The 12,966-nt window shown below is 57.5% G+C and carries 11 protein-coding genes; 9 read left to right on the top strand and 2 right to left on the bottom strand.

Going from position 1 to position 12,966, the window contains the following annotated elements; all coding sequences use genetic code 11:
* Positions 1-8: 8 nt before the first annotated feature.
* On the bottom strand, positions 9-698 hold the full coding sequence (locus RYZ18_RS05885; RefSeq protein ID WP_317655479.1) for an IclR family transcriptional regulator: 690 nt from the start codon (positions 696-698) through the stop codon (positions 9-11).
* A 105-nt stretch (positions 699-803) separates the two neighbouring features.
* Here RYZ18_RS05885 and RYZ18_RS05890 point away from each other — a divergent pair, with 105 nt between their 5' ends.
* The 4 genes from RYZ18_RS05890 to RYZ18_RS05905 all read left to right on the top strand — a co-directional run bounded on the left by RYZ18_RS05890 (position 804) and on the right by RYZ18_RS05905 (position 4,926).
* Complete coding sequence (locus RYZ18_RS05890; RefSeq protein WP_317655481.1) at positions 804-2,003, top strand: CoA transferase; 1,200 nt, start codon at positions 804-806, stop codon at positions 2,001-2,003.
* The gene (locus RYZ18_RS05895) at positions 2,000-2,812 is read left to right on the top strand and encodes a citryl-CoA lyase (RefSeq protein ID WP_317655482.1); all 813 of its coding nucleotides are present in this window, start codon (positions 2,000-2,002) and stop codon (positions 2,810-2,812) included. The genes RYZ18_RS05890 and RYZ18_RS05895 overlap by 4 nt, the downstream gene beginning before the upstream one ends.
* A 140-nt stretch (positions 2,813-2,952) precedes the next feature.
* Positions 2,953-3,906: a class I SAM-dependent DNA methyltransferase gene (locus tag RYZ18_RS05900; protein WP_317655483.1), complete on the top strand. Its 954-nt coding sequence runs from the start codon at positions 2,953-2,955 to the stop codon at positions 3,904-3,906.
* A 99-nt stretch (positions 3,907-4,005) separates the two neighbouring features.
* The gene (locus RYZ18_RS05905; RefSeq protein WP_317655485.1) at positions 4,006-4,926 is read left to right on the top strand and encodes a DMT family transporter; all 921 of its coding nucleotides are present in this window, start codon (positions 4,006-4,008) and stop codon (positions 4,924-4,926) included.
* On the opposite strand, the gene RYZ18_RS05910 is transcribed toward RYZ18_RS05905, so the two are convergent.
* On the bottom strand, positions 4,923-6,437 hold the full coding sequence (locus RYZ18_RS05910; protein WP_317655486.1) for a malonate--CoA ligase: 1,515 nt from the start codon (positions 6,435-6,437) through the stop codon (positions 4,923-4,925). The two genes, RYZ18_RS05905 and RYZ18_RS05910, sit on opposite strands and share 4 nt — an antisense overlap.
* A gap of 98 nt (positions 6,438-6,535) precedes the next feature.
* Between RYZ18_RS05910 and RYZ18_RS05915 the strand changes: the two genes are divergently transcribed.
* From RYZ18_RS05915 to RYZ18_RS05930, 5 genes are all read left to right on the top strand, one after another.
* Positions 6,536-7,792 (top strand): aminotransferase class V-fold PLP-dependent enzyme, encoded by a 1,257-nt coding sequence (locus RYZ18_RS05915; RefSeq protein WP_317655487.1) that lies wholly within the window; start codon positions 6,536-6,538, stop codon positions 7,790-7,792.
* A gap of 480 nt (positions 7,793-8,272) precedes the next feature.
* On the top strand, positions 8,273-9,184 hold the full coding sequence (locus RYZ18_RS14205; protein ID WP_411567077.1) for a tyrosine-type recombinase/integrase: 912 nt from the start codon (positions 8,273-8,275) through the stop codon (positions 9,182-9,184).
* Positions 9,185-9,325: 141 nt separating this feature from the next.
* Positions 9,326-10,363 carry a rod shape-determining protein gene (locus RYZ18_RS05920; protein WP_411567078.1) on the top strand — a complete coding sequence of 346 codons (1,038 nt, stop codon included), beginning with the start codon at positions 9,326-9,328 and terminating at the stop codon, positions 10,361-10,363.
* A gap of 266 nt (positions 10,364-10,629) precedes the next feature.
* Positions 10,630-11,970, top strand: coding sequence for a dimethylsulfonioproprionate lyase DddP (dddP, locus tag RYZ18_RS05925; RefSeq protein WP_317655489.1), 1,341 nt, complete (start codon positions 10,630-10,632; stop codon positions 11,968-11,970).
* 31 nt (positions 11,971-12,001) lie between these two features.
* Positions 12,002-12,964: a 2-hydroxyacid dehydrogenase gene (locus tag RYZ18_RS05930; RefSeq protein WP_317655490.1), complete on the top strand. Its 963-nt coding sequence runs from the start codon at positions 12,002-12,004 to the stop codon at positions 12,962-12,964.
* Positions 12,965-12,966: the final 2 nt, after the last annotated feature.

The raw sequence follows: 12,966 nt of genomic DNA on the forward strand, positions 1-12,966 counted from the left end.
CCCCAATATCACGACCCAAGTGCAAGCTGCCCTGCAAGGCGGGTTTGGCTTTGCCTCAGCGCCTTCACAAAACGGGCCGTATGCGCGTCCTCAAATCGCGAGATAGGCCCTGAGAGGGCCAAAGCACCAACTAAGCTTCCATCAGGGGCAGAAAGGGGCACAGATATGGCCGCCACATCGGGATCACGCTCACCGCGTGAAATCGCATATCCATCTTGCAAAATTTGTGCGTCCGCCTTGGCCGCTTGGCCCGAATAGGCGCGCAAGATTTTACCACTGGCCCCATAGGTTAATGGCATGGTCGCCCCTTCGGTGACCGAATGGCGGATCGCACGCGCGGGCTCGCTGCGATAAAGGCAGAGGCGGCTTTCGCCATCACGCACATAAAACGAGGCTGTCTCGCCCGTTGCATCCGACAAAGCGCGCAATTCTGGGCGCAAGACATGCGCCAGATCGAACCCGTGCCGATAGGCCGAACCAAGACGCAATGCGCCTGCGCCAAGCCGAAACCGCCCGTCTGCCGCGCGCTGCAGCAGGCCAAATTTTTCAAGCGACACAGCCAAGCGCAGAATGGTGCTTTTGTAGAGGCCCGTTGCACGGGCTAGATCAGCGAGGCTAAGATCGGGCTGGTCCGCCGTAAAGCATTCTAGGATCAACAACGCGCGTTCGACCGCATCCACACCTTTCGACTCTGCCATGCCTTTTGCCCTTATATTCTTGACTCATCCCCAAAATCCTATCAGCCTGTTCTATTATTAGCAATTTTGTTCTACTAGATAGAACACAGCAAAAGGCAAACCTAAGTGGATCGACAAACCCCGCTTCACGGAATTCGCGTATTGGATTTAACCAATGTGCTTGCAGGGCCGTTTTGCTGTCATCAACTGGCGCATCTTGGCGCTGAGGTGATTAAAGTTGAGGTGCCAAAAACGGGGGATTTGGCCCGCCAATTGGGGGCTGACCCTGAGCTCAACAAGATCGGGATGGGGGTTTCGTTTCTTGCTCAAAATGCAGGGAAAAAATCGGTTACAGCCAACCTTAAATCTGAAGGCGGCAAAGAGGTCTTGCGCCGTCTGGTGGCAAGCGCCGATGTTTTGGTGGAGAATTATCGCCCCGGCGTGATGGACAGGCTTGGCGTGGGCTATGAGGCGTTGCGCGATATCAACCCGCGCCTCATTTACTGCGCCATTTCGGGCTTTGGTCAAACGGGGGATTGGTCAGACAGGCCCGCCTATGATCAGATCGTCCAAGGGGCATCGGGCGTCATGGCGATTACGGGCGACACCGATAGCGCGCCTTTGCGGGTGGGGTTTCCCGTGGCGGATACGGTGGGGGGACTGACCGCCGCCATGGCGATTTCCGCCGCCCTCAACGCACCCAAGCGTGGGGCCTATATTGATATCTCAATGTTAGAAAGCCTGATTGCGACAATGGGATGGGCTGTTTCGAATTACTTGGTCGCAGATCAGCGCCCAACGGCGAACGGCAATGAAAATCTGACATCCGCGCCATCGGGCACGTTTCGCGCCAAAGATGGCCCCTTAAACATCGCCGCCAATAAGGACGAGCAATGGATGATCCTTGCTCAGCATATTGGGCGTGCGGATTTGTTGGCGCGCCCTGAATATGCCACCCGCGAATTGCGCAAGCGCAACCGCGCGGCCCTAAAGGCGGAAATTGATGCGACCTTGGCCGCCAAACCCGCCGCTGATTGGGCCGAAGACTTGAACAAATTGGGCGTGCCCGCAGGCGAGGTTTTTGACCTGCCCGCTATTTTGGATCACCCCGTGATCCGGGGGCGCGACCTGATTGCCACATTCGATGCTGTGGCAGGCGTAGCGCGCCCTGTATCGGTTCTGCGCACGGGCGTGAAAATTGACGGCGCGGCGCTGTCAGTCACGACACCACCCCCTGCCTTGGGAGAGGATGCTGACGCGATCCTGCACGCGCTTGGCTATGGCGTGGACGAAATCAGCACAATGCGCGAAAGGGGCGAGATATGAGCACGGATGCAGACGAAGTTCGCGATTGGTGGCGCAGTTCAATCATCGAGATGGAGCCGGGCGTAATCCGGTTTCGCGGTCTGCCGATTGAGGAGTTGATCGGCACTGTCAGCTTTCCCGCAATGATCTGGTTAATGGTTGCGGGGCGTTTGCCCAACGCGGATGAGGCGGCACTGTTAGAGGCGGCCCTTGTTGCGGCAGTGGATCATGGGCCACAGGCCCCTTCGATTGCGGCGGCGCGGATGGCCGTCACCTGTGGCTTGCCCCTCAACAATGCAATGGCAACTGCGGTGAATATGTTGGGCGATGTGCATGGGGGGGCGGGGCAACAGGCGCTTGAACTCTACTACGACATTGATGCCCGCATGGCACAAGGCGCGGGTTTGACTGCGGCCACCGCAGACGCGATTGCAGACTGGCAGGCCAGCAATGGTAAATTCGTGCCCGGGTTTGGGCATCGCTTTCACAAAGATGGCGATCCGCGCGCGCCGCGCTTGATGGCACTTGTCCGCGACATGGCAGCCAAAGGCAGCATCACGGGCCGCTTTGCCGATATTGGTCATGCTGTTGAGCAATATTTGGGCCAGGGCCGTCCGCGCCCCTTGCCGATGAATATTGACGGGGCCACTGCCGTCATATTTGCGGAGCTTGGCTGCGCCCCCCCGTTGGCGCGAGGGTTGTTCTGCCTGTCACGATCCGTGGGGATCCTTGCCCACGCATGGGAACAAACCCAACAAGGCGGTCGCAATAAGGGGCCGATCCCACCACGGTTTCTGTATAGCTATGATGGGCCAAAACCCACGCCATAGCGGATCTTGGCAGGCGCGCCATTTCCCTTGACTGTAAAGGCGCGCAGGCCTAGATGGCGAAGTGATGCGGGGACTTGGCCGCAGCATCATGGCTACAGGCGCGGCATTGGCGCAGGGCTGCTATCTACAGTGATACGATCATGGGGTTTAAGACCTTTTCCTCTGGCGATGCAGCGGCAGATCGGCGTGCCTCATTTGCCGAGACACTGGCCCATTTAGGCGATGCGGCAGGCGCGGTTGAGGCGTTGAAATCCGCGCTTGAACTCTCGCCTGATTGGGCGGCTGGATGGTATCGTTTAGGGGAATATTACGAGGCCACGGGCGAAGCGGATTTGGCCCTTGCAGCTTGGCGCAAGGCCATGGCCCTTGACCCAAGTGATCCTTTTGGCGCGGCGATGAAATGTGATCTTGTGGCGCGGGTTGACCCCATTACCGACCGCATGCCCGCTGCCTTTGTCGAAACATTATTCGATCAATATGCGCCGCGCTTTGAGAAATCCCTGCGCGAGGGGCTTGGATATCGCGCCCCAGAATTGATTGCCGAAGGATTGGCACGCGCAGGCCTGCGCCACGCCGATGCTGCACTGGATTTGGGATGCGGCACAGGTCTGATGGGGGTTCTGTTGCGGCCCCTTGCAGCGCAGCTTGTTGGGTATGACCTCTCTGCCGCCATGTTGTCAGAGGCGCAAGAAAAGGGCTGTTACGACAGGCTGGAAAAATGCGACATCACGGAACTGGCTCTGATCGGCCCAAGTTATGATCTGATCGTTGCGGCGGATGTGTTCAATTATATCGGCGCTTTGGAACAGGTGATTGGCTGGTGCGCCGATGCGCTTTTGCCAGAAGGGCGGCTTTGTTTCACGGTTGAGGCTGGGGATGCGCCCCTGCGTCTGATGGCATCGCGCCGCTTCACCCATTCACAGGGCTATATCACCGATCTTCTGGCACAAGCGGGCTTTGCCCCGCCGCAGATCACCGAAGCCCCTATTCGCCAAGATCGTGGAGAAGATGTGATGGGGTTGATCGTCTTTGCAACACCTGCCCCCCGCCAAGCCCCCTTGCGCGATGATGATCGCAACGAGGTCATGGCCTAAACCCGCGCCCCGCAAATTATCATTCCAAAAACCGCATGATCGTGCCAGTGATGGGCCATGCGCCCCTGTTAGGTGGGGCACCTGACGATGGATCACAGCATGCGCAGCACCGCAGATAAGCCCGTTTTGGGTATTCTTTTTATGATCGGCTTTTGCATCACAGCCCCAATCATGGACGGGATGGCCAAGCTGACCCCAAATGAAGTGCCTGTGCTGCAAATTGTTGCGGCGCGCTTCGGGGTTCAAGTTGTGATCTTGATCCCCTTGGCGATCATGATGGGGGTCGCCATGCGCCCCACAGCGCGCGATGTTATCGGCCATCTGATGCGCGGCTTGATGCTGCTTCTGGCAACATTTTGCTTTTTTTCGGCCATTCGATACATGCCGATTGCAAATGCTATGGCCATCTTCTTTGTTGAGCCGTTTATCTTGACCCTGATGGGCGGTCTTTTGCTGGGCGAGCAGGTTGGCCCGCGCCGTATCATCGCCTGTATCATAGGGTTTATCGGTGCGCTTTTTGTGATCCAACCAAGCTTTCAGGAATTGGGGTTTGTGGCGTTATTCCCGCTTGGCACGGCTGTGACCTTTGCCGCCTATATGATCCTCACACGCACGATGTCAGATCGCCAACATCCAATCACGCTTCAGGCCTATACGGCCTTGGGGGCATCCGTGCTGATCCTGCCCCTGATCATTGGGTTTGACGGCACGGGCAACCCTTGGCTCGACCCTGTTTGGCCCAATGAATTTGCGATGATGACCTTATTGGCCGTGGGGATCATGGCAACGATTTCTCATCTGTTGCTGTCAGTTGCATTGAAACTGGCCCCCACAGCCACAATCGCGCCGCTGCAATATCTCGAAATCGCGGGATCTGTCGCAGTGGGATATATCTTGTTCCAAGATTTCCCAGACAGCCTGACATGGTTGGGTATCGCGATTATCGTGGGATCAGGTCTGTATGTCTTTGCACGCGAGCGGCGCGCAGATTTGGAACGCCGCCCGACCCCACCTGTCTAAGCCTGAAACACATCTGCATAGGTTTTGCGCATCTCGGCCTTTTGCACCTTGCCCATTGTATTGCGTGGCAAGGCATCGACAATCGCGAAATGACGGGGGCGCTTGAAGCCTGCAAGTTCGGCCTTGGCCAAGGCAAGGATGGCATCCAAATCAATACTGCCTTCTGCCTCAGGCACCAAGACCGCGACCACGCTTTCCCCAAAATCAGGGTGCGGCGCCCCGATGACAGCGCTTTCCTTAACCCCTGACTGCGCATCGAGGAACATCTCGATCTCTTTTGGGTAAATGTTAAACCCGCCTGAGATGATCAGATCCTTACCCCGCCCCACAATGCTGACATAGCCATCCGCGTCAATCTTGGCCAAATCGCCCGTGATGAAAAACCCATCTTCAAGCAGTTCTTCACGGGTTTTTTCAGGCATATTCCAATAGCCACAAAATACATTTGGCCCGCGCACATGAAGCATCCCGATCTCACCCGTGGGTAATTCTACGTGCGTCTCCGGATCACAGACACGCACCTCCACCCCCTTTAGGGGGAAGCCCACCGTTCCTGCGCGCCGGTCCCCCGTATAGGGGTTTGAGGTGTTCATATTCGTCTCAGTCATCCCGTATCTTTCAAGAATGCGGTGACCTGTGCGCCCCTCAAAAGCCAGATGGGTTTCCGCCAAAAGCGGCGCAGAGCCAGACACAAACAGCCGCATATGCGCGACTAAGTCACGGGTAAAGCGCGCATCCTCCAACAGTCGCGTGTAAAAGGTCGGCACCCCCATCATCGTGGTGGCGCGCGGCAGAAGCTGCAAAATTGCCTCTTGGTCAAATTTTGGCAAAAAGATCATCGCATTGCCCGCCAATAAGCTGACATTGCACGCCACAAAAAGCCCATGAGAATGGAAAATCGGCAAAGCGTGCAGCAGCACATCATCGCTTGTAAAGCGCCACTCCTCGGCCAAGGCGCGCGCGTTTGACAGCAGGTTCTCATGGGTCAACATCGCCCCCTTGGAGCGGCCTGTTGTCCCCGAGGTGTAAAGAAGCGCTGCAAGATCATTCTGGCCGCGCGGCACGGGCGTAAATTCCGTGGGGTGTTGCGCCGCGGCACGGGCCAAACTGCCCTGCCCTGAGGCGTCCAAGGTCAGGATTGCCGCCTTGCAGGTTTCGGCAATTGGGGTCAAGGCGGCCAGTTCAGACGGGTCACAGACCACCAGCGCCGCATCCGCATCAGTGATGAAATAGGATAGTTCTGCGGGCGTGTAGGCGGTGTTCAATGGCAAAAACACAGCACCCGCCGTGATACATGCCGCATAAAGCGCCAAGGCAGGCGCGGTTTTCTCAACATGCACCGCAACCCGATCCCCCACCCCCACATCGGCGGCGCGCAAAGCATGCGCCATTTGGTTGGCCAAACCAAGGAATGCGCTATGTGTGACTTCTGACCCGTCCGGCAAAATGAGAAAGCTGCTCTCCTTGCCCTGATGAGGGGCCAATAAAGCGTCAAAAAGGGGGTTGCTCATTTGCGATTTCCTCACTCCTATGGGCGCGCTGATTTGGGACGTTTTATCGCCCTCTGCCCTAAGAGGCGCAACCTTACTGTCTAGAAAGAAATGGTCAAATGCTGAGTGAAAAATCGGGTTTGTTGGATGAAATTCGCGGTCGCTTCGCCCATGTGGACACCTGCCCCTTTGAAGGGCCCCGGGTGTTTTTCGAGAATGCAGGCGGTGCATTGACGTTGAATTCTGTGGTCGAAACTTCGGCCAAATTCGCCGCCATCCCCGACAATCAAGGTCGTGACAACCCTGCCGCCCATGCCCTTGTGGCGCTGATTGACAAAGCAAAGGCCGATATGCGGTTGTTTTTCAACGCACCGAAGGGGCAGTTTTTCGTCGGCGAAAGCGGCACAGAATTGCTGTTTCGCTTGATCCGAACCGCGATTGTGGGCACCGGCGCAGGCCGCGTTTTGGGCAGCACGTTGGAGCATCCCGCCTCGCGCAGTGCCGCCGCCCATTGGGCCGAAGTGGCGGGCAAACCCCATATTCTTGTCGCGCATGATGACACCACGGGCACAGTCGGCCCCGAGGCCTATCGCCCCGAAATCACCCCAGATACCCGCGTGGCCACCATCCTGCACACCTCGCCCGTCACGGGCATGGGGGTGGATGTGGGCGCCATTGCCGCCGAAATCCGCAAAATCGCGCCTGATTGCATTATTATCGTTGATGGCATCCAGCACGCCGCGCATGGCAGGCTTGATATCGAGAGCTATGATGTCGATGGCTATGTCATCTCGCCCTATAAGGTCTTCTCGCGTCATGGCTATGGCGTGGCTTGGGTCAGCGACAGGCTGCATGCGATCAAGCACGAACATCTGATTGATGCACCCGGAAACCCGTGGGAATTCGGCACCCGCGATACGGGTGCCTATGTGACCTTTTCCGATGTGGTGGATTATTTTGTCTGGCTCGGCGGTGAAGTTTCAGATCAGACCGATCCCCGCGCGCGGATTGTCGCGGCAGGCGAGGCGATCCACGCCCATGAAAAACACCTCACCGATGCCATGATCAACGGCATTGGCAATATCAAAGGCCTCAAGGATATGGCGGAGGTCGACATCATCGGCGGCCTCGATAACCCCGCCCGCGAGGGTCTGGTTTGCCTGACCGTCAAGGGCCAAGCCGCGCCTGATATTGTGACCAAACTGCGCGAACGCGGCATCCGCACCCATACCCGCAAGGCGGATCATTATTCAGGCAACGTGCTCTCCCCCTTGGGCCTAGACGCCGCTGTGCGCGTCTCAATGTGCCACTACAACACCGAAACCGAAGTCGCACAATTCCTCACCGCCATGCGCGAGATTGTGGAGGGGGTGTGAGGGGGTTGTGACCTTATCGGGAATTCAAAAAATCAAAAAATTTTTGAGCACGCAGCCACGCGCGCGTGGAACGCTTTTCAGTAAATGATTTCAGTCACTTAGATTTTTAGCGCGCCGGCGTGTGTTTTGTGCTTGTTTAGGCGACTGAGGCGTGCGCAATTCGTTTGAGTGCGACGCGTGGAGGCAGGGGCAGTCTCAGTCTGGGCGGCGCCAGATGCGGATCCCGGGGCCCTCGTCGGGCGCGCCCACGAACTCAATTCCGCGGGCCTCGAAGAATGACTTCAAAAGCTCTAGGTGTCCCTTTCGCGATTTTGGAACACCGGTGGACATTTCGTAACGTTTGATCGTCATTGTAGCGAGCCCAGTAACATCGGAAAGTTGCTGCACTGACAAGCCAGAGACAGATCTTGCCGCTTTCAATTGGTCACCTGTAATCATTTTAAACTTCACTTAAGATCCAAATTAGACCATATATGTCGTATGCAACAATCCGATTCGAATGTTTGGACAGCTCACATTCAACGCCTAAACGGCGCATACGCGCCCGCCACGATTAAATCGTACTATACCGACATGCGCGCGCTAGTCGACTGGTGCGTGAGACATGGCCTCAATTGGGATGCCCTGTCACCCGAGAACGTGTGTGACTTCTTGGAGCATGAGGCGGAGCGTGGCATGTGCCATGGCACTATCGTGCGGCGTGTCTACAGCGCCCGCCGTGTCTTCACGCTGGCGGGAGTGTCTGACCCCTCCAATAGTCCAGAAGTCGAATTGTGCCTGCGCCGGATCGCTCGGGCGCGGCCGACGCGGCCCAAGCAGGCTCGGGGTCTCAGTCTCACCGCACTACACAAACTCCTAGACGTGCAGCCCGACACGCCCTGGGGGCTCCGCAATCGGGCACTTCTCTCGCTCGGCTATGACTTGTTAGCGCGCCGGTCAGAAATTACCGCGCTGCGCAGCGAGGATGTGAGTTGGCGCCGGGACGGCACGCTGGAGGTAATCCTGCGCCGATCCAAGACGGATCAATCTGGTCTAGGCCGCATTGCATTCACGTCGCCGCGCTCTGCCAGTCTCTTGGGCGCCTGGCTAGAGTGGCGCGGCGGCGAGATAGCTCCCCTCTTCTGCTCGATTTACCGTGGCGTGGCTATCAATCGGCCGCTATCTGGCTCCACCGTGAAAAACATCATCAAGTCCAGCGCGCGTGCGGCTGGGTATGACCCCTGGGTCGTGAGTGACTTTAGCGCGCACTCGCTCCGCGTGGGCGCCGCGCAGGAATTACTCCGGAGGGGACACGACAGCGTCGCCATAATGCGTGCGGGCGGCTGGCGCACACCCACAATTTTGGCGCGATACCTGGAGAAGGCAGAGCACAACGTCTGGGAAAGTGCTTAGGCACAGTCATAGCCCAGAAAATCATTGATTGCTTGCAATTAATATTTTTGTAAAGTTATGGAGAAAATGAAGACTGGAATGCACCGCTGTTCCAGAGTCACCGCAGTCGAGCACTAGCCTGAGCCATCAAAAGGCCAGGAATTGAATGGTGAAGGCGAATTCTTGGCTTATGAAATTAGCATTGACCTCGGCACTGCCAACATCGTCATCGTCGACAACAAGAATGGCGTCGTCTTAGATGAGCCCTCGGTGATCGCCTATCAGTTGAAAAACGGTCAGAAACGCCTCCTAGCGGTTGGGGATGACGCCAAACTCATGCTGGGCAAGACACCGGAGAGTATATTGGCCATCCGCCCCCTGTCCGATGGCGTGATTGCGGATTTCGACGCGGCCCAGGACATGATTTCTGCCTTCTTCAAAAAGGTCCTGAATAATTTTGCCTTCAGAAAGCCGGTTGTGTTCGTGTGCGTGCCATATGGCGCCACCCCGGTGGAGAAGCGCGCGATCAAGGCATCCATTGAGGCTGCTGGTGGCCGCCGTGTTGGCCTTGTCGAGGAGCCAATGGCGGCCGCACTGGGCGCCGGAATGCCAGTTTTAGAGCCCACTGGCTCCATGATCGTAGACATTGGCGGCGGCACGACCGAGGTCGCGGTGCTGTCCCTCGGGGGCATTGTCGTGGCGCAATCCATCCGAGTTGGTGGCGACCACTTCGACGCGGCGATAGCGGCATTCCTGAAAAAGAAATATAACCTCAACGTCGGCCTGGCCACATGTGAAATGCTGAAGTTCGAGATCGGGACCGCCACCCCCCCCAGTGACGGCGTCGGGAGGAAGACAAAAGTGCGCGGCCGCCACGGCGTCAGCGGCCTCCCGGAAGAGATCGAGGTCACGCAGGCAGACATGGCCGAGGCACTGCGACCATTGGTAAACAATATCTGCGAGGCCGTGATGCTACTCCTAGAGCAGACGCCACCTGACCTGGCGGGGGACATTCAGGAGCATGGGCTCGTTTTAACGGGCGGCGGAGCGGGCCTCACAGGGATCGACAAGGCATTGAGCGATACGACAAACCTTCCGGCAGTCGTGGCCGATAACCATAAGTATTGCGTGGCATTTGGGACGCAAATTGCGATGAACTTGGGCAGGCGCATTGAGCACGCAATTCAGCGAGACCCCTAGAAAATTGGTGGTCACGGCTGCCTTTTGGCGAGAGGTGCCACGTGACGTTGAGCGCACGATGACGCTCTGGAGTTCCTACAAGGGGTAGTAATAGAACTGCCGAAGCCCGTCAAATGAGAAGCCTTCGATCAGGCGATGGCTAGTGCCCAGGCACACTGCGCAGCGCGCACTCAGACAACAAAAGCGGCATCTACGCCGATGCTGCCGTCGCAAATCGGCGCGTTCAATTGACGAACCTTCACCACGCTGGTGGTGGGAGGAGTGCCATGAACAACCACTTTCGAGACAGTCGCAAGATTGACCCCAGTCGCGGCGCCGTCACCGGCGACAATACCCCCAATGATCAAGATCGCATTGAAATTGGGCCGACCCAGCTTGCCTATGCAGAGTGGGCCGATGCGGGTCTCGCCCTGCCTGATTTGCAGGAGATGCGACGGTTTCGTTGGGCTCGCCTGACGCACGCAATTCAGGCGCGCGGCTACGCCGGCCTCTTGCTCTTTGACCCCCTCAATATTCGCTATGCGACTGACAGCACCAACATGCAGCTGTGGAACACCCACAACCCATTCCGCGCAGTCCTGCTCTGTGCGGACGGGTATATGGTCATGTGGGACTATAAGAACGCCCCATTCCTATCACAGTTCAATCCCCTAGTGCGCGAGGTCCGGTCCGGGGCTGATCTCTTCTATTTCGACCGCGGCGACAAAATTGACGTGGCCGCGGATCAATTCTCCAATGAAGTGAGGATCCTTATTGAGGAGCACGCCGGCCAAAATAACCGCCTCGCCGTTGACAAAATCATGATCCACGGGCTCCGCGCGCTCGAGGCGCAGGGCTTAGAAATCATGGAGGGCGAGGAGCTGACTGAGAAGGCACGCTCAATTAAGGGGCCGGACGAGATACGGGCCATGCGCTGTTCGGTCCACGCCTGCGAGACCGCCATGCAGAAGATGGAGGACTTTGCCCGGACCGAGGTGCCGCGCGGCGGAGTTTCAGAAGACGACATATGGGCGGTGCTGCACGCTGAAAACATTCGCCGAGGGGGTGAGTGGATCGAGACACGCCTCCTCACCTCGGGCCCGCGCACCAATCCATGGTTTCAGGAGTGCGGTGGACGGATCGTGCAAAATAATGAGATCATAGCCTTCGACACTGACCTCATCGGCAGTTATGGCATATGCACTGACATGAGCCGGACTTGGTGGGTGGGCGATCAGCGCCCTCGACCAGACATGTTGGACGCAATGCGGCACGCCCAGGAGCACATGATGACCAACATGAGCTTGCTGCGGCCCGGCATCAGCATCCCAGAGCTCGTGGCCAAGTCGCACCGGCTCGCAGACAAATACCAAGCCCAGAAATATGGATGCCTGATGCACGGCGTCGGACTGTGCGACGAGTGGCCGTTGGTGGCTTATTCCGACCAGGAGGTCGCCGGGGCATTCGACTACATTCTGCAGCCCGGCATGACGCTCTGCGTGGAGGTACTGGTGAGCGAAGTGGGACAGGATTTCTCGATCAAGTTGGAGGACCAGGTCGTCATCACTGAGTGCGGCTACGAAAATCTCTCGACCTATCCGTTTGATCAATATCTTATGGGTGAGTGAACACGCAGCAATCTGACGAGACATTGAGGCCATGAAAATTGTCTTCTACGGTGCAAATGCCACAACCTTTCTACCGGGATTGTCTGACCTGTTAGCGCCCCCCCATGAGATCACCAGCGTACCGGACGCGGTTGATCGAATTGCTCAGGATGCACTTAACGCAGCAGACGTTGTAGTGGGTGTCCACTTCAAGTCCCCCGTCACAGCTCGAAATGCGCAACTATTCCAGCTACCCGCAGCAGGATACGACCAGGTGGCATTTGACGCTCTTCCGGCCACCTGCAAAGTGTGTAACGCCTTTGGCCACGAGAATGCGATTGCAGAATATGTAATGTCTGCCCTCCTCTCCCGTCACGTCCCCCTAGCGACGGCAGACGCTCAATTGAGAGCGGGCACCTGGAATTTTTGGGCGGGCGCGGGCCCCACGGCTCTGCGAACCGAACTGGGTGCTCAGAGCATTGGGATCATTGGCCATGGCCACATCGGGCAGGCCGTCGCGGAGCGGGCGGCAGCCTTTGGCATGGCGGTACACGTTGCCAATCGAAGCCCTGTCACGGGCGAACGCTATACCGCCGTTTACGGTCTAGACGAACTCAACAATATGCTGAGCGCGGTTGACATTGTCGTCAACACGCTCCCGCTCACGCCCTCCACAGTCTCATTGATTGACGGCTCAGCCTTCACCGCCATGCAGCGCCACTGCGTCTTCCTGAACGTGGGTCGTGGCGGCGTGGTAGATGAAGACGCGCTATATGACGCCCTCGCGGACAAGACAATTGGCGGCGCAATCATAGATACTTGGTACAGTTATCCGACGGATACCTCCACACCACACCGCCCCGCGACACGCCGCTTCGAGGAGCTGCCAAACATAGTTATGACGCCGCACATGTCGGGATGGACAAGCGGCACCATAGCGCGGCGACAGGCTACAATTGCAGACAACATCGCGCGCCTGGCTGAGGGCCGGCCGCTCATCAATCAATTGAATTAGGA

The organism is Roseovarius sp. 10 (assembly GCF_033100315.1).
Classification (GTDB): Bacteria; Pseudomonadota; Alphaproteobacteria; order Rhodobacterales; family Rhodobacteraceae; genus M30B80.